At 53.7% G+C, this 20,956-nt stretch carries 21 protein-coding genes; 9 read left to right on the top strand and 12 right to left on the bottom strand.

Annotated elements, in window-relative coordinates; all coding sequences use genetic code 11:
* From LCM21_RS14340 to LCM21_RS14330, 3 genes are all read left to right on the top strand, one after another.
* On the top strand, positions 1–204 hold a 204-nt coding region (locus LCM21_RS14340; protein ID WP_224891210.1), incomplete at its 5' end, for a hypothetical protein.
* A gap of 13 nt (positions 205–217) precedes the next feature.
* A complete protein-coding gene (locus LCM21_RS14335) occupies positions 218–1,099 on the top strand; it encodes a cation diffusion facilitator family transporter (protein ID WP_224891209.1) in 882 nt (293 codons plus the stop codon).
* Positions 1,100–1,258: 159 nt separating this feature from the next.
* Positions 1,259–2,122, top strand: coding sequence for a hypothetical protein (locus tag LCM21_RS14330; protein ID WP_224891208.1), 864 nt, complete (start codon positions 1,259–1,261; stop codon positions 2,120–2,122).
* A gap of 75 nt (positions 2,123–2,197) precedes the next feature.
* Here the strand turns inward: LCM21_RS14330 and LCM21_RS14325 are convergent, their stop codons facing one another.
* The 3 genes from LCM21_RS14325 to LCM21_RS14315 form a co-directional block, all read right to left on the bottom strand.
* Positions 2,198–2,845: a response regulator gene (locus LCM21_RS14325; RefSeq protein ID WP_224891207.1), complete on the bottom strand. Its 648-nt coding sequence runs from the start codon at positions 2,843–2,845 to the stop codon at positions 2,198–2,200.
* Positions 2,842–4,245 carry a sensor histidine kinase gene (locus LCM21_RS14320; protein ID WP_224891206.1) on the bottom strand — a complete coding sequence of 468 codons (1,404 nt, stop codon included), beginning with the start codon at positions 4,243–4,245 and terminating at the stop codon, positions 2,842–2,844. Before LCM21_RS14320 ends, LCM21_RS14325 begins: the two co-directional genes overlap by 4 nt.
* A 103-nt stretch (positions 4,246–4,348) precedes the next feature.
* Positions 4,349–4,747 carry a MerR family transcriptional regulator gene (locus LCM21_RS14315; protein ID WP_224891205.1) on the bottom strand — a complete coding sequence of 133 codons (399 nt, stop codon included), beginning with the start codon at positions 4,745–4,747 and terminating at the stop codon, positions 4,349–4,351.
* A gap of 99 nt (positions 4,748–4,846) precedes the next feature.
* Between LCM21_RS14315 and LCM21_RS14310 the strand changes: the two genes are divergently transcribed.
* A complete protein-coding gene (locus tag LCM21_RS14310) occupies positions 4,847–5,170 on the top strand; it encodes a hypothetical protein (protein WP_224891204.1) in 324 nt (107 codons plus the stop codon).
* A 4-nt stretch (positions 5,171–5,174) separates the two neighbouring features.
* Positions 5,175–5,393, top strand: coding sequence for a GDCCVxC domain-containing (seleno)protein (locus LCM21_RS14305; RefSeq protein ID WP_224891203.1), 219 nt, complete (start codon positions 5,175–5,177; stop codon positions 5,391–5,393).
* Between the two features lie 205 nt (positions 5,394–5,598).
* On the opposite strand, the gene LCM21_RS14300 is transcribed toward LCM21_RS14305, so the two are convergent.
* From LCM21_RS14300 to LCM21_RS14275, 6 genes are all read right to left on the bottom strand, one after another.
* A complete protein-coding gene (locus tag LCM21_RS14300; protein ID WP_224891202.1) occupies positions 5,599–6,231 on the bottom strand; it encodes a tyrosine-type recombinase/integrase in 633 nt (210 codons plus the stop codon).
* Positions 6,232–6,335: 104 nt separating this feature from the next.
* Positions 6,336–7,499, bottom strand: coding sequence for a tyrosine-type recombinase/integrase (locus LCM21_RS14295; protein ID WP_224891201.1), 1,164 nt, complete (start codon positions 7,497–7,499; stop codon positions 6,336–6,338).
* Between the two features lie 860 nt (positions 7,500–8,359).
* Positions 8,360–9,511, bottom strand: coding sequence for an acyl-CoA dehydrogenase family protein (locus tag LCM21_RS14290; protein WP_224891200.1), 1,152 nt, complete (start codon positions 9,509–9,511; stop codon positions 8,360–8,362).
* Positions 9,512–9,538: 27 nt separating this feature from the next.
* Positions 9,539–9,766, bottom strand: a complete 228-nt coding sequence (locus LCM21_RS14285) for an acyl carrier protein (protein ID WP_224891217.1) — start codon at positions 9,764–9,766, stop codon at positions 9,539–9,541.
* A 5-nt stretch (positions 9,767–9,771) separates the two neighbouring features.
* A complete protein-coding gene (locus tag LCM21_RS14280) occupies positions 9,772–11,268 on the bottom strand; it encodes an amino acid adenylation domain-containing protein (protein ID WP_224891199.1) in 1,497 nt (498 codons plus the stop codon).
* 244 nt (positions 11,269–11,512) lie between these two features.
* Positions 11,513–12,625 carry a glycosyltransferase family protein gene (locus tag LCM21_RS14275; protein ID WP_224891198.1) on the bottom strand — a complete coding sequence of 371 codons (1,113 nt, stop codon included), beginning with the start codon at positions 12,623–12,625 and terminating at the stop codon, positions 11,513–11,515.
* Between the two features lie 285 nt (positions 12,626–12,910).
* On the opposite strand from LCM21_RS14275, the gene rfbC reads away from it, so the two are divergent.
* From rfbC to LCM21_RS14260, 3 genes are read left to right on the top strand one after another with little or no spacing between them, the layout of a single operon-like run.
* Positions 12,911–13,441 carry a dTDP-4-dehydrorhamnose 3,5-epimerase gene (rfbC, locus tag LCM21_RS14270; RefSeq protein ID WP_224891197.1) on the top strand — a complete coding sequence of 177 codons (531 nt, stop codon included), beginning with the start codon at positions 12,911–12,913 and terminating at the stop codon, positions 13,439–13,441.
* Between the two features lie 48 nt (positions 13,442–13,489).
* Complete coding sequence (locus tag LCM21_RS14265) at positions 13,490–14,428, top strand: NAD-dependent epimerase/dehydratase family protein (RefSeq protein ID WP_224891196.1); 939 nt, start codon at positions 13,490–13,492, stop codon at positions 14,426–14,428.
* A 1-nt stretch (position 14,429) separates the two neighbouring features.
* Complete coding sequence (locus LCM21_RS14260; protein ID WP_224891195.1) at positions 14,430–15,755, top strand: protoporphyrinogen/coproporphyrinogen oxidase; 1,326 nt, start codon at positions 14,430–14,432, stop codon at positions 15,753–15,755.
* Between the two features lie 20 nt (positions 15,756–15,775).
* On the opposite strand, the gene LCM21_RS14255 is transcribed toward LCM21_RS14260, so the two are convergent.
* The 3 genes from LCM21_RS14255 to LCM21_RS14245 form a co-directional block, all read right to left on the bottom strand.
* The gene (locus LCM21_RS14255) at positions 15,776–16,783 is read right to left on the bottom strand and encodes an NAD-dependent epimerase/dehydratase family protein (RefSeq protein ID WP_319003918.1); all 1,008 of its coding nucleotides are present in this window, start codon (positions 16,781–16,783) and stop codon (positions 15,776–15,778) included.
* Positions 16,710–17,624, bottom strand: a complete 915-nt coding sequence (locus LCM21_RS14250) for a sugar phosphate nucleotidyltransferase (RefSeq protein WP_224891194.1) — start codon at positions 17,622–17,624, stop codon at positions 16,710–16,712. Before LCM21_RS14250 ends, LCM21_RS14255 begins: the two co-directional genes overlap by 74 nt.
* Positions 17,625–17,756: 132 nt before the next feature.
* Positions 17,757–19,103 (bottom strand): O-antigen ligase family protein, encoded by a 1,347-nt coding sequence (locus tag LCM21_RS14245; RefSeq protein WP_224891193.1) that lies wholly within the window; start codon positions 19,101–19,103, stop codon positions 17,757–17,759.
* 409 nt (positions 19,104–19,512) lie between these two features.
* On the opposite strand from LCM21_RS14245, the gene LCM21_RS14240 reads away from it, so the two are divergent.
* Positions 19,513–20,928 (top strand): oligosaccharide flippase family protein, encoded by a 1,416-nt coding sequence (locus LCM21_RS14240; RefSeq protein WP_224891192.1) that lies wholly within the window; start codon positions 19,513–19,515, stop codon positions 20,926–20,928.
* Positions 20,929–20,956: the final 28 nt, after the last annotated feature.

Below are 20,956 nucleotides of genomic sequence, written 5' to 3'. Positions count from 1 at the left end.
ACGGCCAAGCGGATGATCTCGGGGCTGGTTTTGAAATACTTGAAAGAGGCGGGATTGGTCATGGGCAAAAGCTACGCAACACCCCTGCCCCACTCAAGCAACATTCTTCTGACAAGACCCTATTCCCTTTTCACCAAACACCTGTTTTACGTTTTGAACATCGGAGCTCACCAATCACCCGAGTTTCTGTTCATGATTGACTGAGGGTCGCGGCCAAATGACACAAAAAATCGCTCTTTGGTCCATTCCAATATCCATTGCGGTACTGGCCCTAAAACTGTTGGCTTGGTGGCTGACGGGCTCAGTGGCTTTGTTGTCGGACGCAATGGAATCTACCGTGAATGTCGTTGCCGCGCTGTTGGCGTATTTCGCAGTTCGGGTCGCGAACAAGCCCCCTGATGAAAACCACCCGTTTGGTCACAAAAAGGCCGAGTATCTTTCCGCTGTCGTCGAGGGCGTGCTGATTGTGCTGGCGGCGTTCTTGATCATCAGAGAAGCTGTGCTGGCGCTCCCAAACCCGCATCTGGAGGATGCGCCGCTGCTCGGCATCATTGTCAATGTCATTGCAACGGGTGTGAATGGCGCATGGGCCTACCTATTGCTCAAAATCGGCAGGCGGGAGGGGTCGCCTGCTTTGGAGGCAAGCTCTCGGCACATTTTTACGGATGTCCTGACTTCAGTTGGTGTTATCGCAGGTCTGCTACTGGCGCTTGCCACCGGCTGGCTGATCCTCGACCCGATCCTGGCAATTCTTGTTGCGCTGAACATCTTGTGGGAGGGCTGGAAAGTTATTCGGGCGTCTGTCGATGGCCTAATGGATGTGACCCTTTCGGATCATGACTTGCAGACTGTTTCCAACGCAATCGAAGCAAATCTCGGCGCGGCCTTAGAGTACCACGACCTCAAAGGGCGCAGATCCGCAAATGTCATCTTCGTGGAGTTCCATCTTGTTGTGGACGGCACAATGCCAGTCAGCGCGGCGCATGATATTTGCAATTACATCGAGGACGAATTGGATCGTTTGTATCCGGACTCCGTCTTTGTCATTCACCTCGAACCTGATGACGAGCTGAAGGGTGACGGGGTTAGATCCCACTAAACTGGTCACATGGCTCCGCAAAAACTCTATTGGTTTTACTGATCTTACTAAGACGTTCGGCTTGAAATTCGTCAGACTTAAGCCCGATGTGGGAAAGCCGAACCAGAAGTAACCTGTCTCCAACGTCACGAAACGTGATGCTCAGAATTGGAGGCGAAAATGAAAATTCAAAGAAAGCTGGGTCAACTTCTAAGTACTGCGGCGTTGGCTTCGTTGATCGCGGCGACGCCTTATGTGCCAGCGTTCGACGCCGATGGTCGCCTACATTTTGAACCGTCATATGCCTTTGCCAAGAGCGGCAGGGGAAGCGACGGGGATGGTCGCGACGATGATCGTGACGACAACTCTGGGTCTGGCAATAGCGGCCGTGGTGGTGACAGTGACGGTGACCGGGACGACAACTCAGGTTCGGGCAATAGCGGCGGCGGTGGCGACCGGGACGATGATCGGGATGACGATAGAGACGATGATCGCGACGACGACAGAGATGATGACCGGGACGACAATTCGGGATCAGGCAAAGGTGGTCGCGACGACGATGATGATGATGACTCCAAACGCTCCAATAGAGGCAGCGGAAAGAAGGATCGGTCTCAAACAGGGGGCAATCCGTCGGGTTCGGCTGGGATAACGAAGGTCGAAACAAACGCTAACGGTATTGAAGTGCGGTACGCCGACGGAACCAAGGAGGAGATCGAAAACGGGCGGTATGAGAGAAAGAATGCGCAGAACCGAACTGTTGAGGAACGCCCCGCGACCGGCGCTGACGTCTCAAGGCTTCGGTCTTTGGCAAATGGTATCTCAATCGACAACGTGCGCTCTTCTGGGCAAGGCGGAACTGCTGGAAGTCGGCCCACGAAAATCGAACGCCAGGGCAATAATATCGAAGTGAACTATGCCAATGGGTGGAAAGAGGAGATCGAGTTCGGGCGCTACGAGTTGAAAGACCCGTACAACCGGACTGTTGTTGAGAGAAACGCAACGGCCTCTGATCGCCAGAGGTTACAATCGGTTGCCAACTGAACAGCAACACCAGTCTATTATCCGTTGGCGGCTTCTCATAGAGAGGGGCCGCCATCGTCGTTAACGAGACCGCCGTTAATCTCCCTTATTCCAAACATCATGTGCAATTAGCGCGGCCTCTACCCGATTTCGCGCGTGAAGCTTGGACAGGATTGCCGTCATGTAGTGCTTCACGGTCTTTTCCTGAAGGTCTAACTCATCAGCGATTTCACGATTACTCAGTCCTTTGGCCACACGTCGAAGTATTTCTTCCTCACGATGCGTAAGGTCATCGAGAATGCAGCTGCTAGTAGACATGCCGGTGTCAGCATTGATTTGCAGCAATACTCGTGAAGCCAAGCCCGGAGAAACGAATCCTTCACCTGCGGCGATGCTGCGTAAGGAAGCGGTTAGTTCGCTTGCGGTTACTCCCTTCACAATGTACCCAATCGCGCCCGCCTCCAAGGCGTCCGCGACATCGCTGCTGTTCTCTGAGACCGTCAAGATTGCAATGACGGGTGGATTTTCCATCGCCGCAATTTTACGTGTCGCGCTTATCCCGCCACCGGGCATAGAGAGGTCAAGAATAGCTATGTCCGGCTGATGCGTGCCGACCAGCGATACTGCCTCTTCAGCGTTGGACCCAGCGGCCAAAACTTCGAAGCCATCAGCTTCATCCAACGTTCGTTGCAAGCCATCCCTGAATATCGGGTGATCATCAGCTATTACGACAGATGTAGTCATGATGTGCCTAACTTTCTGGGAAAGAGTGTCATAGCTATGGTGGTGCCTTCGCCCGGTCTTGATGCGACTTCGAACCTGCCACCAATACTCTCGACCCGATCTCGCAAGCCCATTAGCCCCTGGCCACCATCGTCTCGCAACGCGGTTTCTTCTGACCTGTCAAATCCAGGTCCGTCGTCTTTGACCTTTACAACTATGCGGTCGTTCTGCGCCTCAGAGATAACCGTGCACTTGGATGCTGGAGCATACCTCGCGGCATTGGAAAGCGTTTCCTGAAGGAACCGAAAAACGCACAGTTTGTCGGACAATGACAACTCTAGGGCCTGGCTACCCAAGAATGAAATATCCGGTCGCAATGGGCTGTGTTCGGCGTGATCTTCTACGGCTCTCTTCACGACATCGACGAGTGACAGACCATCGATATCCGGCGCGGACAGCCCTCGCGATATCGCGCGAATTTCAGCCAGAGATTTTTGCAAAGATTGTTGAATTTCCACTGCCTCTTTAGGCATTTTGGACTCTTTGGCAAACGCCGCCTCCAATCTAAGGGCGGCGAGTGACAAGTATTGCGCAGGACCATCATGTAGCTCGGAGCCAAGTTTCTTGAGGAATCGATCTGTTTGCGTGGCATATCTTTCCGACGCCTCGACCACACGCGACCGCAGCAGGGCATTCTGCTCCGCCATCCTCTCACTTTCTGTCAGGCGTTGTTTAAGAAGAGACCCCTGTCGTCGAATTGTTTTGTCGCCAATTGCGACGATGGAATACAAAACAATCGTACTTGCCAGAAATGCGGAACCGACGACCAACCAGCTTGTTCGTCTGGCCTTGGCTAAGTCTAACTCCAGCTGATCAGCTCTTTCATAGAACTCCGCAACTGCGATGATCTCGCCAGACCAGAGTTCGCGGATCGGGCTGTAAACTTCAAGTAGTGGTATCCCCAATGCCGCCTCAGCGGCGCTTTCGGCATGATCAAGCTCTTCGAAAGAGCCGGAGATGTCACCGCTCCACGCTCGCCTTAGATCATCCGTTGGATTGAAACGGTTTCCAATGATGTCTGTATCCGAGGCGTGCGCAATCACACCGCCTTGCTTCCAGAATTTGTAGGAGACAATGCGGTCTCGCATTGGCTGGGTCATGAAAATCTCGTCCAGCGCCAGGCTCGCTTGCTCCGAAAGGCGGTCGCCATGTGCCAATTCCTGGCTGAGCGGGGATACTACACTTTCCATATACAGCGCCGCAGAGTTGGCAGAGTTTTGCACGACGGCGTTCTGGATTCGATTAGACACCCAGACCCCGACGATTGCGGTAGCAGTACCCATCACGAAAATGCTGGCCGCAAGGAAAACTCGCGACAACGACCAATTGCCAATCGTCAGGTCAGCTACTTTCGTTCTCATCGTGAAATCGACTATGAACTACAATCTGTTATCGCACCACAGACCTTGGTCTGACGTCATTTAGCTAAATCTCAGACCCTGAGCTTCCGCGCAGCGGCCACAGTCAGATATCATCCATCGTTCTCAGTCTTTGCAGCATCGGGCAGTGAACCTTACCACTATCACAATTGGCTGTAAGCTCACTCAAAGCACGCTCCAGGCGTCTGAGCTCATTTATCTTGGTTCGAACGCTGGCAATGTGAGCCTCGGCCAATTCTTTAACTGATCGGCAGTCATCGGCGCTTCCTTCTGACAGCTCCAAAAGCGCCTTTGCGTCTGAGAGAGAGAACCCCAGGTCGCGGCATTTCTTCAAAAATCGAAGTCTTCCCACATCGTTTGCCGAATAGAGGCGACGATTGTTCAGAGCTCGTGCGGGTATTGGTACGAAACCTTCGCGTTCGTAGTAGCGGATAGTTTCTATGCCGACCCCGCTTTGCCGGGAAGCCTCACCTATCGCAATCATGTGAAGTGCCCCCTATTGATCCTGTAGTCGCTACAGGAGTTGTACGTTCTGAATGCCGGTGCCTCGACACAATCAAATCGAGCACCTCGGGAGCGAAAGATGAAGAAATATGTGACCCTCAGCTACCTGGGATCGGTTTCCGCTCTGGGGGTCGCGACATGCTGTGTTCTTCCAATGGCCATGATGTTGCTCGGCTTGGGTGGCAGTTGGTTGGCGACATTCGGAAAAATAGCGGCAGCAAGCTACTATGTCCTCGCCATCTCAACAGCGCTGGTCGCGGTTTCATGGATCGTAGCGCATCGAAACGCGACGTTGGCAAATCTGAAATGTTGGCTTGGTGGAAGCACGACGATCACCGCGTTGGGATGGGTCATCTTGTTCAATGAGGCTCAAATCAACGATCTTCTAATCATACAGATGTGAGACAATGACAAAACAAACTGTGGTGCTCGATAGTACTTTGACCTGCCCTGAGTGTGGGCACTTTGAAACCGAGAAAATGCCAACCGACTCGTGCCAGTGGTTTTATGAATGCAAATCATGCAAGGCAGTTTTGAAACCATTGGAAGGCGATTGCTGTGTTTTTTGTTCCTACGCAACTGTCCCGTGTCCGCCAATTCAGTTAGGTGACTGCCGTTGTGGATAAGCGGGCCGCAACCGCAACATCCGAGAAAGGTAGTGATTGTCCGCATTGGCTCGTCGGCCAAAGTTTGCAAAGTCTGGTTTCTGCGCATTGCAGTCGTTAGGGCATCGCGCAGAAAATTGCACTTTGGGCTCGAAGCGGAAGATTAACGGAGGATTCCGAAAGTCTGCTTGGGAGCGGCGAGCGGACGATCCCGCCCGCCAAAGCATTAAAGATCGATACGTTCGGCAATACTAAGCGCGTCTTCAAGCTCGACGCCAAGGTAACGCACCGTACTGTCCACTTTGCTGTGACCGAGCAGAAGTTGAACGGCACGTAGGTTTCCGGTCTTTCTGTATATCAAAGCCGCTTTGGTGCGCCTAAGCGAATGCGTGCCGTAGCTGGACGGATCGAGACCAATCGCTGACACCCATTCCCGGACAAGCCTAGCGTATTGCCGGGTCGAAAGATGCGGCAAAGCATGCATACGACTTGGAAACAGATACCGTTGTCCATGCATGTATTGAGAAGAGACCCATTGCGACACGACTTCACGTGTATTCTCCGTCACTTCAAATTGCACCGGTTTTGCAGTTTTGCTTTGAACAACGGATACCCGATCGCGAACAGAATTGCCGACGGCGAGATCGTTAACCCTCAGGCGGACGAGATCGCACCCGCGCAACTTGCTATCGATGGCAAGATTGAACAATGCCAGGTCTCTCAGCTTGTTTGCAAGTTCGAGCCGAGCGCGAATGGCCCAGACTTGCTTTGACTGCAATGGTCGCTTCTGTCCGACTAGTCTGCCTTTGTTCCAAGGCGGACGACGCGTTGTGACAACGGGAAGTAGAGATTTGGACATCTTAGATCTCCGTCCATTCCCTTCCGTCCCAAACATCGACACTGTGCCGACAGCTGCAGTCTAATTGCCGCTCGCGTGTCTTCAGCACAGGAAATTCTCAGGTTTCAGGAACTGCCACCGCTGATCTTCTTACCCATCACATCCGCTGCCTGCCGCAACGGGTCATCTGCGAGGTGCGCGTAGCGTTGCGTGGTAGACGGGTTCGTGTGTCCAAGTAACCGACCGACTATAGGCAGACTCAGACCGCTGGAAACGAGATGCGACGCATGCGTATGCCTATTGTCGTGGATACGGTAGTCTTGAAGACCTGCTGATGTGGTGACCGAGCTCCAAAATTTCTTCAGATCTTTGTACGGTTGGTCCGGAGAGCGTCCCGGAAACAACCAACGACTTTCAGGAGATGCCCCTGCTTTCATTGCCGCAAGCAAATCACAGGTTGCTGACGAAAGCGGCAGGTGCTCTCGTCGCTTTTGCTTTGTGTGGTGCGACGGCTTTGTCCAGACCCCGCGGTCCAAATCGAAGTCTTCCCATTTTGCCTTCAGCACTTCGCCGATCCGTGCGCCTGTCAGGAGCTGCAGGCGAATAGCGTTCGCTGCAACCTGATTTGGATGCTCTGACAGAGCCACCAAAAGTCTTTGCAGCTCACCGTCTGACAACCAGCGGTCCCGCTTTTCCTCGGGGAACTTTTCTATGCCGCGCGCCGGATTGTCAGAACGCTGACCCCAGCGCACAGACAGTTCAAACATTTTCGACATGAGCGCCAGAGTGCGATTGGCTTGATAGGGCGTATCACGCATTTGATTGTGAAGCTTCTGAACATGCTGATGCGTCACTTCAATGACTTTAAGATCCCCAAGCTTGGGGAGAATGTATCTGTCCAGCATTGACCGATCATTCCGAACGCTACCGGGACGTTTCTTCGGTTCCGCATGTTCGGTCATGTATTGCGTGGCAAGTGAGTTCACCGTTGGTGAATGCCTTAGGCTTTGAGCATCGGCGACAGGATCTGCGCCACGTACCACGTCAGCAAGAAGCGCGCGTGCTATTTCGCGGGCGGCGCCCAAAGACAAGGTCGGCCCATATCGCCCAAGTGTCTTGCGTTTCGACCGACCGGTTTGTTTGTTGCGATATTGAACTAAGAAGCTTTTGACGCCGGTCGTTTTCACGCGAAGTCCAAAACCCGGCAGACCGTCGTCCCAATATATCGTGTCCCGGTTTGTCGCTGAAAGGCGATCGACACTTGATTTTGTTAATCTGACGTTCGGCATATTGGTCTCGGACGGCTTGGGTAAGCACAAGGTAAGCAAAGTGCGGAGAGTTGGGAAGGGTCTTATAGAAACCTCTGCACGCTAAAACTTTTGTTATTTAAGAGAATATACTGTCCAATCGAATTGGCTAAAATTCTATCGAAAAGGGGCTAATAAGACTTTTAATCAGTGGGTCGCAGGTTCGAATCCTGCACGGCTCACCACTTCTATAACAGTAGTAAAACCTGCATGCGTCGTCGGTTACTGCCTTTCGCAGAGATTCGCTTTCCAAGGGCATACGGCCGTTCTTTGATGAGAACTTCCAAGTGCCAAAGGGGCGCAGTTGATGCACTTTTCGTCGCGCTTAGGTACCGGCTGCTACAGAAGGTTTGGGATGAGGTTTAATTGATTTTGAATAGATTGATTTCGTCCTGCAAAGCCATCGGTTTTTATATTGCCATTTGGTCAGACAAATCCGGGCTCGCGACGATATCCCAAGGGGTAGTTCGTCACGACAATTAGCGGCTTAGTGACCCGGATTTCTTGCACAGCTCAAAAGTTTTCCACCTCGAGCAGCTTACAGCACAGAGATCAACACATTGGCGGCACCCGCAAATCCGGCCAATGCCGCTGCGCTTGCCAAGGTTATGCAAATTATTTCCCACACGCTTAGTTTCATTATGGCCCCCACCAAAATGCCCGTTACCGTGCAGATAGATCAGATCGGGAATATCGAAAAGGTAGGGTCAGTTTACGTTGCGGAAACTCGCTTTGTGGACAGCGCATATTCGCCGAGATAGGGTGTCTCCGGACGACTGGTGGCCGTTTTGGACCAAATTGAAACTTGACCTGTAGCCCTACAGCATCACCTGCCGAAACTGTCAGGCTTTTACCGACCCTTTCTGATAGGCTGCGATAAGAAGGCGTTGAATGTCCGACGTTCCGCCCAGCGTAATCGTGCCTGCCATATCGCGAACCATCCGTTCGCATTCTCCGGTCAAATAGCCGCTTGCACCGTTGATCCGCTGCGCGTCCAGTGCATTTTCTAGCAAAGATTCCGCAACCTGTAGCTTTGCCACCGACGGGGTCATGCGGTTTTGGATACCGGCATCCAATTCTCGCGCGGCGTTTTCGATCAAGAGGCGGGCGATCTCATAGCGGACCTGCATATCGGCCAGACGATTCGAGACGGTTTGATTGTTGATGATTGGCCTACCATTCGGCGCGCGATCACGGGCAAATAATACCGTTTCGTCCAACTGCCGTTTCATCGCCCCGACATGGCTTGAGAAAATGAAACTTCGTTCCCATGCAATCGAAAGGTTGAAGATAGCGTGCCCGGACCCTTCCGACCCTAAAAGCGACGCTTGCGGAATTTCGACGTTTTCAAATACCAGCTTCCCGGTAGGAACGGTTCGATGACCAGTCTTTTCGTACGGCGCGCTTCTCGAAATACCGGGCAGGTTTAGATCAACTATGAATGCAGACATTCCCCAAGCCCCGAGATCAGGGTTGGTTAGTGCAAAAACCTGGGCAACGTCGGCGGCAGGTGCCATCCCGATCCAAATCTTCTCACCGTTCAGAACATACCCGTTTTGCGTTTTCTGAGCCGTCGCGCGAATTCCCGTCACGTCTGAGCCGCTGTTCGTCTCGGTCACGGCATGCGCACAGATTGCATCACCATTGATCAGGACCGGCAACCATGCCGATTTCTGTTCCTCGCTGCCAAACTCCAGAATGGATTTCTGCATTGCCCAAAGCTGGCCGTTCAGGCCAAGCAACATGCCATTGTCCCGACACCCTTCGCCCAGCGCGTGCAGCGCCTGGACAGCGTCCAGAAACGACCGACCCTCGCCTCCGAACTGTTCCGGCACGGTTAACGCCAGAACCCCGGCGTCGGCAGCCGCGCGCCAAAGGGCCCGCCAATCAGCCGCGTCCTTGGCGCCACGTTTGTCGCGCTCTTCTACATCAGCGCTCAGAACCTCTTTGCCCAGGCTGCGGAAGGTTTCGCATTTTTCACCAATCGGTCGCATCGGAACACACCTGTTGTTTGAGCGGGATCAGAGAGTCTTCAACAAACTCATAACATTTTGCACGCTGCTGAAGTTTTCGAACGTGATTTTGTCTGCCGGTATTTCGACCTGCAATTCCGTTTCCAAATGCGCAACAAGGGTCATGACGGCCAGCGAGTCCAAAAGCCCTGACATCAGCAACTCATCAGACGGTGTAACCTGCCGACCGTCCAGAATGGTGCCCGAGATAAAATTTGCGATACCCTGCTCACTCATGCTGCTCAATTGTCAGCCTCCAATAGCTGTCTTCGATTGATCTTGCCCGTGCTTGTTTTGGTGAATGCTTCTTTGAATTCTACATCGTCAGGAACCATGTAGCCAGGAAGTTTGGACTGTAGGAATGACTTCAGATCCGCCGCGCTTAACTCATGGTTTTCCAACAAAGTGACAAACCCCAGAATTTTGGCACCGTCTGACGAGACAACAGCCGCTGCCTCTGCAACAGCTGCGTGAGAGTTCATTGCCAACTCGATCTCATCAAGTTCGATACGATAGCCGCGCACTTTGGCCTGGCGATCTTCACGTCCCAAGAAAACCCATAGCCCGGATGGATCCTGTTCGACTCTGTCCCCGGTCCGATAGAAACGCTTGCCGTCCAGTGTCGTAAATGATCGGGCATTCTGTTCGGGATTGTTCCAGTACCCGGTCATCATGGAACTGGATGAGACTAACAATTCACCGTCGCTTGTGCGCACAAACGTTGCGTGATCCATGGTTCGGCCGATGGGTATCGGCTCGTTGGCGGGGTGGGTGTCAGGAACGGTGTATTCCGAAACCTGATTGACCTCAGCCGGTCCATACGAATTTGATATTTTTGCAGAAAAAGCATCGCGCAACAGCGGCAGCGCTGATGGCGGCATCGGTTCGCCACCATAAATCAGCCATCGCAGGCGAGATACATCCCGCTTATCAAGCGCGCCGCGCTGGCAAAGTTGCACGAAAGTGTAGGGGACCGAGCTCCAAATGGTCCCGCCACGGTCTTCCAACAGTTTTGAAAGGCTTGCGGGGAACAGCAGCGTTGGCTCTGGGACAAGTTCGGTCGATGCGCCCACCATTGCAGGGGTAAAGAAATCGGCCAGGGAGAAATCAAAATGCAGCGGCACGGTGTTAAAGAACACGTCGTCAGGACTTAACCCATAGTGCCTTATCCAAGCGTGGGCAAACGCGCTGCCGGATGCAAATGTGTGACAAATGCCTTTTGGCGTGCCGGTGGAGCCAGATGTGAAGATGATATAGGCCAAATCATCCCGTCTGTTTTCATGACACTCAAAACCGTTCACCTGTTCATCTGGCAACGAACAGTCGCAATCGGGGATTTCTACACCGACAACATGAACGGACTTTTCGGCGACAATCTTTTTTATCAAAGCCTCACTTCGCGGGCCGCCAATCACAACCGAAATCGCGCAGTCTGAAATGATCCGGACCAAGCGCGCCACAGGGGCTGTGGGGTCGAGCGGCACGAAGGCTGCGCCAACCATCCAAACCGCGTGGATGGCGACTGGCATTTCCAGACCTTTGAACAACGCCAATGCAACACGATCACCGGGTTTGACCCCTGCTGAACGCAAGGTTACGGCCGTGGCCTCGGCTTTCCTGCGCAGTTCAAGGTAGGAAAGGGAAGCTCCGTTGCAGCTAAATGCAACGCGGTCGGGCCATTTTTCGGACGCACGCCAGAGCGATTTATCGATATCGCTTATTTCAATAGTATCGTTCAATAGGTCACACCGGCGATTTAGTCGAGCCATGCAGCACGTGGCTGGACGCGCCACAATCCCAGTCGCTGTCTGTTTCGATCTTAGACTTTTTTCGTTTGCAAAGTGGAGTTGGATCACTTGTGATTAAATTTGTTTGAGTCTTTTGCAGCCTATTTAACTTCAGAGCAAAGCCAGAGCGACACGCAGCGCCAGCGCTGAAAGGAACGGAAGCACCGGTTGCATTAGGTCTCGCAAAACTGGGTACCTAAGTGATATCTATGTAGGTGGACGACATGCGCGACAGGGTCTCTTGCCGCTGCATCATCTTTGGGGTTTCCGGCAGGTTTAGATGCTTCAGGATATCCGACCACCTGTGTAACCAATCGTGTTTTTGAAGGGCGTGTTTCAAGTTGATCTGGCGCATACGGTCTTGTTCAGCCGTGTCGTCGAGGATCGAAACGATTGCGTCCAGGGCTTTGTCAGGGTCTTCTGACAGACGGATTACGGATTCAGGCCAATCGAAACAGCGCAGATAATCCTCTGTCTCTGGCGCATACCCAACTTGAATGGCACCACCTGCGAGACCTTCGACATGTCGGGGCCCCCAGGCGATATTGCCCTTTTTCTGATCGTCGTGACCGATCTTGGCGATGTCGACCATGAATAGTTTCGAGTGTTGGATCAGATTTGCCAGTAAGTCCCGGTGCACTTTGTGCTGCGCCGTGGTCGGCGGTTTGGTTGCCGAGTCATATAGGTAGAAACCGCGCCGCTCTGCCAATGTGGTCAAAAGCCTGTCATGCAGTTCGGGACGGCGGCGTCCCATGCAATATATGTCAATCGGGCGGTCCGCGGTCAGAGCATAAGGCGCAAACCGAACCATGTCGGCGGCTCCGGGTAGGTGAATAACGGGTTTCCCGGTAATGCGGTGCAACGCATCGCAGGATTCGGCAAACGCGCTGGCAATCAGGTCGAATTTCGACAGTGACTTTATCAGTGGCAGATACTGATCGATACCGCTGCTCCAGACCTCTTCCAGCACACAGACCGCGAGACCACACCGGTCACGCCAATTTGGGATTGCATCCAACGCCAGCAACTCCAAAGGTTTTTGGGCATTGCAGAAGAACAGGTCATAGTTCCGCGTCAGTGGGGCTTTCTCCACCCCGGATGGCCAGTACTGAAACAGAGCGCTGCGCCGCGACAGCCACCGTTTGGGGTTCAATGGAATTTTGCCACTGGTCCTGAGGCGGGGTGCCACAAGCTGCGTATCTTCGATATCGGAAATGACGTCCTCGAACTCGAACCCTGAACAGCGGGACACATTGTCATTGAGATTGCGTTGCGAGAAAATCAGGACTTTTCGGTCTGAAGACGCCAAGTGCTTATCCTTTGTCAGCAATAAACCAGCCCGCATTACACACACAGAGTGTCAAATTTTAAACAGTTTTTCCGCAGTGCGGTCGGTTGCGCGGTACGAAGGCACAGTTTTGTGCAGAAAAAACCAAGAATCATGGAAACTGAACCCATTGTCTGGTTAGCTTTTGGCGTGCCTTCAAATGCCTGACAACGAGTGGCTGATTTTGACCAGCGTTGCCGGGCTGGAATTTTTTCGAACAAGGCGCAGTGTGTGTAGTTGGTAGCGGTCTAGTAGAGGCGGTTTTTAATGATTTTCACAGAAACGCATTTGCGTGGCGCTTATCTGGTAGACTTGCAGGAAATTTCGGACGATCGTGGGTTCTTTGCCCGGGCCTTTTGCGCAAATGAGTTTGAAAAGCATGGTTTGAAACCGGCAATCGCGCAAATAAACCTTTCATTTAATGAGAAAAAAGGCACGATGCGTGGTCTGCATTACCAGCAGGCCCCGGCGACCGAGGCCAAGTTCATGCGGTGTATCAGCGGCGCAATCTACGACGTGATTGTAGACATGCGCCCGGACAGCGACACCTACCTTCAGCATTTCGGCATAGAGTTGTCGGTGGAAAACCGGCGTGCGCTCTACGTGCCCGAAATGTTCGCTCACGGCTATCTGGCGCTGACGGATGGCGCGCAGGCTTACTACTCGGCCAGCGAATTCTATACCCCCGGCGTTGAGCAGGGGCTGCGCTACAATGATCCGGCTCTTGGTATACAATGGCCGCAACCTGTAACGATTGTTTCTGAAAAAGACGCGGGGTGGCCGCTGATTCAGCGCTAAGCCCCACCGCGAATCCCAACCGCGAATCCAAGGACAGACAAACTTTGCATGACACGTTCGACGGAACATAAAACAACGGTAATGGTCACGGGGGCCGGTGGCTTCATCGGTCGCGCTGCCGTCCAAGCGCTTGCCCGCCAAGGGCACCGCGTGATCGCCACATACCGGAGCGACCCTTGCCCCAAAATTTACGGCGATGTGCATTGGGTCAAGCTTGACGTGACAAACGCCTCGGATGTCAGTGCAATCATCCATCTGCACCGGCCCAGCCACTTGCTGGCCTTGGCCTGGTACATGGGGCCGGGAAACCAGCAGTCGCCAGAAAATTTTCGCTGGATTCAGCATTCAATCGACCTTCTGTTCGCTTTCTCGAGCGCAGGCGGCAAACGTGTAACGTTTTGCGGATCGTGTATGGAGTATGATTGGTCCGGCACTGACAAGCTGCGCGAAGACAGCGCTCCAATTTCTCCGGCCACGGAATATGGGGCGGCCAAGGCGGCTCTGTTCACGGCCTTTGGTCCCATGTGCAAGGCGCTGGGCCTGTCAGGGTCATGGGCGCGGCCGTTTTTCCTGTACGGCCCGGGTGAGAACCCGCGGCGGCTTGCGGCGGATGTCATCCGCTCGCTGCTGCAGGGGCAAGAAGCGCTATGTACACATGGGCAGCAGAAACGCGATTTTCTGCATGTTGAGGACGTTGCTACCGCTATGGTCGCCTTGCTGCTGAGCGATCTGCAGGGGCCAGTCAATATCGGCAGCGGAACGGCAATCCCGCTTGCCGATCTGATCCATGAGATCGGGCGTCAGACCAAGGCCGATGATCTGATCCGTCTGGGTGCCCGCGAGGCGCGCCCGGGCGATCCGCCGTTGGTCGAAGCCGACATCACCCGGCTGCACGACCAGCTGAAATGGACTCCTAGATTTACATTGAAAACCGGAATTGCGGATACCATCGCCTGGTGGCGCCGCGAAATTGTGAGAGAACGTTGATATGAGTGACAAAAACATTGTTATCCTGGGCTCCGGCATGTCCGGATTGGGCGCGGCCCACCACCTGCATGGTGCCGGCGTGTCCAGCAGAATGTATGACAAGAACGCCTTTCCCGGCGGTCATACAGCAACCTTTACCCATGATAGTGGTTTCATCTTCGATGACGGACCGCATATTTCCTTTTCGAAGGACCCGCGCATTCAAGACCTGTTCGCCGAGAATGTCGGTGGCCAATACGAAAAACTACAAGCCTATGTGAACAACTATTATCATGGCGCATGGGTCAAGCACCCGGCGCAGGCCAATCTGCACAACCTGCCGGACGAGCTGAAAACACAGTGCATTCTGGACTTTATCGAAGCCTCGAAACAGGATGTGGTTGAAAAGCCTGCAAATTATCTTGAGTGGCTGATCTCGGTCTTCGGCAAAACCTTCGCCACCCATTTTCCGGCCGTCTATGGAAAGAAATACCATACCGTCGATGCTGACCAGATGAGCACCGTCTGGATGGGGCCCCGGCTTTACCGGCCTTCGATGGACGAGGTCATCCGAGGCGCGATTTTTGCCGAGACCCCCGATGTTCATTACATCACCGATTTTCGGTATCCGACCGAGGGCGGGTTTATATCCTACCTCAAGCCGTTCATGGAAAAGACCGATCTTCATCTGGATCACAAGGTCGTCGCCATCGACCCCGAGGCGCGCACCGTGCAATTTGAAAACGGTGTGACCGAGAGTTATGACCACCTGATTTCCTCGATCCCGCTGCCTGACCTGATCCCGATGGTCAAAGGCGCGCCGGATCATGTGCGCAAGGCGGCGGCGAAGCTGGCCTGCACCACCTGTATCACGGTGAATATCGGCTTGGCGCGGGATGATTTCACTCCCGCCACATGGACCTATATCTATGACGAGGACATCGTTTTCACCCGCCTCAGCTTTCCGCACAAAATGTCGACAAAAACCTGTCCACGGGGTTGCGGATCAATTCAGGCGGAATGCTATTATTCTCACAAATACCGCCCGCTGGATGTATCACCGGATGAGCTGATTCAGCCCGTGATCGACGATTTGGTGAAGATTGGTCTGATCGAGCAAGATGAGAAAATCCTGCACACCGATGCCCGCTTAATCACCCATGCGAACATCATCTTTGACCTCGACCGGGAAGAGGCGTTGCCGATTGTCCATGACTGGCTGGATCAGGTCGGCATCCACTATGTTGGCCGCTTTGGGGAATGGGGATACCAGTGGACGGACGAGGCCTTTAAATCAGGTGAGCGCGGTGCCAGAACGGTGCTGGAAAAGATCGGGGCGCTGGTTTAAGCGCCCCGTAAAATTTCCTGTCATACGATGGGCTCGGTCCGGCGGAAATCCTTGTCCAGCTGGTTTTCCCGAAGCAGTGCTTCAAGCTGGGCAAGGCGTTTGTATTTGCGGCCCTCGAAATCCTCGACCTTGAGGTCACAAGCCTTTACCGCGTCATAAATTTGCTGCGCGCCCCGGACCGCGTCCCATTTCGGCTTGAACCCCGGAATGGATTTTTCGATTTTGGCCGAGCTGACGCGGTATGACCGATTGTCTGGTCCTGCATCCGCCGCGTAGTCTATATGTGCGCCAGGCACCGTCTTGGCGACAATCTCCGCCAGGTCACGAATCTGATAGTTATTCTCGGTCCGGCAGACATTGAAGGCCTCACCCGAAATGGCCTTTGGGTCGGCTTCCAACGTGGCAAGAAAGGCGCGAGCCATATCCTCGACATGGATGATCGGCCGCCACGGCGTACCATCCGACATCATGAGGATACGCCCCGAGGTATAGGCGTGCGCGATCAGATTGTTCAGCACGATGTCAAACCGCATCCGGGGGCTCGCGCCGTAAGCGGTGGCAAAGCGCAGGAAAGTGGGTGTGAAATTGTCATCGGCCAGCGGTTTCAGGTCGCGTTCGGCCAGAACCTTTGAGACGCCGTAATCCGTCTGTGGGTTTAACTTACCTTCTTCGTCGACAAAACCCTCACCCGCGCGACCATAGTTGGAACAGGAGGAGGCAAAGACGAACCGGGACACCCCCGCCGCCTTGGCCTGTTTTGCCACGTGAATCGTGCCTTCGTGGTTTATCTGTTGGGTCAGACCCGGCCGCAATTGGCCAAGGGGGTCGTTTGAAAGTGCCGCCAGATGCACGACCGCATCAAACCCTTTCAGGTCTTCGACCGTCAGATCACGAATGTCTTTACCCAGGTTGGGGATGTCCGGAACGGTGCCGCCCGGGGCGAAGTCCGCGCGGTCAAAGAGATTTATATCGCACCCAGTCACCTGGATTCCCGCCTCGGCCAATACCGGGGCGGTGACCGTCCCCACGTAGCCGAGATGACCCGTTAACAGAACCTTTTGAATTTTCCCATGTTGCCCACGGACGGTTGCCATTTTTCCACATCTCCTCAAGTCGGCGTTTGTCCGCCAGGTGATCCATGCAATACCAGAATCCCGGATGGCGATAGGCCATCAACTCACCCATCTCCATCAGTTTGGGCAGGGGGCCTTCTTCCCACATGATCTCATCGCCATTTACGCTGGCGACGGCGTCGAAAACGCCGGGTTCCAGTACGAAAAAGCCGCCATTGATCCAATCAGCCGCGGTTTCCGGTTTCTCCATGAAGCCTTCGACCAGACCATCCTCGCGCACCTGAAGGTGACCGAAAGTGGTAAGCGGGCGCACCATGGTGATGGTGGCGAGTTTTCCATGTGACCTGTGAAAGGCGATAAGCGCATCCAGATCGACGTTCGAAACCCCATCGCCATAGGTCAGCATGAAGGTCTCATTGCCAAGGTAAGGTTGCAGCCGGGCCAGACGCCCACCCGTCATGGTGTCCATGCCGGTATCGATAAGATCCACGGTCCAGGGCGGCGTCTCAGGCTCAGGCCCACCGTTGGCATAGTCGGGTTCGCCGAACAGCTCGCGCTGATCGAAATCAATACGCAGGTTTCCCTGATACTGGCACAGTTCTGAAATGTAGCGCTTGATCAGATCACCCATATACCCAAGCGCCAGAACAAACTCGTGATGTCCGTAGGTCGAATAGTGCTGCATGATATGCCAAAGGATCGGCCGGTTGGCGATCTCAACCAAAGGCTTGGGGCGGACCCGGGTCTCTTCAATCAGGCGAGAGCCCTTACCACCTGCAAATATGGCTGTTTTCAATTGTGCCTCCCAACGGAACTGATTACTGCAAAAACATTTAAAAGTAGGAACATTCAAATTCGACACTACGTAGGCGGCTGCTGTCAATCTTTGTGGCCACGGCAGGCGCAGAAAACGCAGAAATTTTTGATATTAGCTGCTCATAGGTCGATTGGTGGCTGCCAAACCAAATGCTTTGGCTGTGCCGCCATCATGCGCGACGGTTGAATCCCGGAACTTGGCATCGTCCCTGATCGCCCTGGCCACAAGGTTCATTTTGGTGACGTAGGCGACAAAGAATATCCAGTTGGCCTCTAGCCGACCAAGCAAGGTGCTTTCGGTAATATTCGCCAGCAAGTAGGTAACCATCAGCGCCAGGGCACAGACAATCCCGGCCCGGTTTTCGACGAATCGCATCGAAAAAAACGCGGAAAAGAAAAAGCGAACAATGGCGGTGCCCAAAAGTGCAACGCCCAGAAAGCCGGTATTCAGCCAGGTTTCGATCAGACCGTTATGAGAATAAAAGGGTGTGAAACCCAGATTGGCCTTGTTGGAAAACCATGCCAGGTGGCTGGAATCGGGGTGCCAGAACACTCCGTAGCCCCAGCCAAGCCAGAACCGGTCCATGACGTAAGGCCAGGTAAGCTCCCAAATGGGGATCCTCTCGGACAGGGTTGGTTTGCGACCGATCAGCGCAAAAAGCGGGTCGGCCAGCGGCGAAGACAGTAGAAAGGCGATCAAACTTATTAGCAGGACCGAGAACAGAATAAAGCAGATCGCCCAGATGACCTCGAACCGAGGAATGATTCGACTGACGACCAGCGCGCTCATCGAGACCAATGCAACCACTTGCGATGTGCGGGATTCAGACGCGACCAGCAACAGCAGGCCGAGGAAAAATGTGACCTGAAACACCAGCTTCAGTTTTCCTTTCACCTGACCGATCGCATAAAACGAGGTCAGCAAAGTCATGACACAGGCTGCACCCAAGCCGTTCTTGTGCAGGAAAATTCCGTTCCACGTATCGCCCCAGGGCGGTATCCCCCTGGCTTGTGGCAGGGCAGCGATGGCACCCATGGTCAGTAGCATTACAACCGCGTAAAACGACGCCATGAACAACAGCAACCCGCGCAGCGACATGATGCTGCCCAAAAAAAGGGCAAAAGCGGTTGTGACGACCAATGGCACGCATCGCTCGAATGAATAGGCCGGAAGGCTGCTTATTGTTGTCGAGACAAGCGCCCAGATCACAAGGATCGCAAGCTCTGGCGAAGCAAAAGCTCCGCGAATAAGATGCCGGTAATACAATGCTGTAATTGCCATGGCTGGCAGTAACATCAGGATTTCCAGCTTATTGGCCAGATTGTTCTGCCACAGCACAATGTTGAACAGATCCGTGCCGAAAAAAACCACAAGCATCAGACATAAAGCAAGGATCACGTGACGGAACGGCAGGTCCGATGCGTGTCGATTTGCGTTATTCTGGCTCAGGGCGGTCATTGTTAAATCTGTCAGACCAATTGATAGCGTTCCGGGCTGAACAACCCGGCGGTTTTTCGAATAAATGCGAGTGTCCGAAGCTTACGCAGCGATACGTGGATTGTCTATCACGGCAGAACCTGGGAATGCGGCAACGCCGACTTGGTGCACAATTACTCGGCAAATTCGGGGGGCCGTTAGGTTGCGAACAACGACCCTGCCGCTGCAAAGCGTGGTGTTTTACGGCTGTGATCAGGATATTGTTTTCCATCGGCACATATGAGTGTCAGTATGCTCCATGGGATACACACGCGGTCAGCTAGGCAGTCGGCGTGCCAGAAAATGGTGAGTTTTACGAGTGTTCAGTGCCTAATCCGGGCTATTGGATGTGGATGGGTTTAGAGTTGCCGGCCAAGGGATACAGTCCGCGATGACATGGTATTTTGTTCCACGAATGCTGTCGGCGTTTATCGCGATTGTGATTCTGATCGTAATGACCCGTGTTTTGGGTGCTGCAGACTTTGGGCGATACAATCTTACGCTTTTGTCTGGAATGTTGCTGTTTTCGTTTACATTCCAATGGCTGGCAATTTCCATTGGTCGATTCCATCACGCACCTGAGTTCGAAGGGCAGACGATCGCGACGGTCCTGGGGGCTTCGGCTCTGCTGGGGGTGTTTTTGCTGTGTCTCGTCGGTCTTGTTCGGATGGTTCTGCCAGCGGAGTGGGTCAGCAGTTTCTTCCTGGCCGTTGTGTTCTGCACCAGTCACGCGATGTATGAATTGGGAACGGTCTGCCTCAGGCAATACAATGAGGGACCGAAATTCGCCGCCGTGACCTTGCTGCGCCAGGCCTTGGGCGTGTCACTGGCCGTGACGTTTGTGGTGTATGGCGGAGGCTACGCAAGTGCGGTGATTGGAATGTCGATGGGCGCGGCGATTACAGGTGCCTATGCCCTGGTCATCGCGCTGCGCAGGTCCGGTATCGTGGTGCCATCCCGTGGTGCACTAAGAACTTATTTCCGGTTCGGATTCCCATTGGCGGTGGTGTCGTCCAGCGCCTCGTTCTTTGCGATGTCTTCTCAGTCTCTTCTGGCTTTCTTCGCGGGGATGGACGCGGCCGGATATTTTGCAGCGGCACAAACGCTTGCTTCCAAAGCGCTGAAATTGCCGATGACGACATTGTCGCGTGTCGTGGCCCCCAGTGTTTTCGAAGCGCATGAGACCAACGGGCTCCGATCGTCGGACGCCGTGCTGGAACGCTATTTCTCGTTCCTCGTGCTGATTTCAATGCCGATCGTCGTTGCGCTGGTCTTTGCTGCGGACGTATTTACGCATCTGCTGTTCGAGCAGAGCTTTGCCGACGAAACCGCACTTTACCTAAGATTGCTTTCCCCTGCCGCATTTATCGTCGGCTTGCAGGGTGCCTATTTCAGCTATGCATTTATGCGGTCAAAGAAAACCGGATTGCAGCTTGGCATTAGTGTTGCGTCACTTGTGGTGCATGCTTTGTTGTCGCTTGTAACTATCTACCTGTTCGGCGCGTCCGGCGCTCCGATTGCATTCCTGATCAGCGGTGTAGTTAGCTTTGTCGCTTATTACTACATCGGTCGAAAGGTCGACCCGCTACGGGTGTCGACGACAGAACTGAAATATGGCGTTCTTGGTGCGATAGCTTATGCGCCATTTTGTATCTCTGCCGGGATGTCAGCGAATCTGACCCTGCAACTTGCACTTCTAGCGGCTGGTTTGATGTTTATGTTCTGGGTGTTGGTGTTGCTTGGACAAGTTGCGGCGGTCGTCGTGTGGCGCAGGGCGCGCGAGTTCGTGTCTTGGGCGAAAACCTGAGCGCAAAACATCTCAACTTAACAGAGAT

The organism is Ruegeria profundi, assembly GCF_020171505.1.
Taxonomy (GTDB): Bacteria; Pseudomonadota; Alphaproteobacteria; order Rhodobacterales; family Rhodobacteraceae; genus Ruegeria; species Ruegeria profundi.
Note: the sequence above shows the minus strand (reverse complement) of the source record. Positions and strands in the feature narration are given on the sequence as shown.

Coding starts and splice junctions, on each gene's coding strand:
- LCM21_RS14335 (WP_224891209.1), top strand. CDS start 218: ATGACACAAAAAATCGCTCTTTGGTCCATTCCAATATCCATTGCGGTA.
- LCM21_RS14330 (WP_224891208.1), top strand. CDS start 1,259: ATGAAAATTCAAAGAAAGCTGGGTCAACTTCTAAGTACTGCGGCGTTG.
- LCM21_RS14325 (WP_224891207.1), bottom strand. CDS start 2,845: ATGACTACATCTGTCGTAATAGCTGATGATCACCCGATATTCAGGGAT.
- LCM21_RS14320 (WP_224891206.1), bottom strand. CDS start 4,245: ATGAGAACGAAAGTAGCTGACCTGACGATTGGCAATTGGTCGTTGTCG.
- LCM21_RS14315 (WP_224891205.1), bottom strand. CDS start 4,747: ATGATTGCGATAGGTGAGGCTTCCCGGCAAAGCGGGGTCGGCATAGAA.
- LCM21_RS14310 (WP_224891204.1), top strand. CDS start 4,847: ATGAAGAAATATGTGACCCTCAGCTACCTGGGATCGGTTTCCGCTCTG.
- LCM21_RS14305 (WP_224891203.1), top strand. CDS start 5,175: ATGACAAAACAAACTGTGGTGCTCGATAGTACTTTGACCTGCCCTGAG.
- LCM21_RS14300 (WP_224891202.1), bottom strand. CDS start 6,231: ATGTCCAAATCTCTACTTCCCGTTGTCACAACGCGTCGTCCGCCTTGG.
- LCM21_RS14295 (WP_224891201.1), bottom strand. CDS start 7,499: ATGCCGAACGTCAGATTAACAAAATCAAGTGTCGATCGCCTTTCAGCG.
- LCM21_RS14290 (WP_224891200.1), bottom strand. CDS start 9,511: ATGCGACCGATTGGTGAAAAATGCGAAACCTTCCGCAGCCTGGGCAAA.
- LCM21_RS14285 (WP_224891217.1), bottom strand. CDS start 9,766: ATGAGTGAGCAGGGTATCGCAAATTTTATCTCGGGCACCATTCTGGAC.
- rfbC (WP_224891197.1), top strand. CDS start 12,911: ATGATTTTCACAGAAACGCATTTGCGTGGCGCTTATCTGGTAGACTTG.
- LCM21_RS14265 (WP_224891196.1), top strand. CDS start 13,490: ATGACACGTTCGACGGAACATAAAACAACGGTAATGGTCACGGGGGCC.
- LCM21_RS14260 (WP_224891195.1), top strand. CDS start 14,430: ATGAGTGACAAAAACATTGTTATCCTGGGCTCCGGCATGTCCGGATTG.
- LCM21_RS14245 (WP_224891193.1), bottom strand. CDS start 19,103: ATGACCGCCCTGAGCCAGAATAACGCAAATCGACACGCATCGGACCTG.
- LCM21_RS14240 (WP_224891192.1), top strand. CDS start 19,513: ATGACATGGTATTTTGTTCCACGAATGCTGTCGGCGTTTATCGCGATT.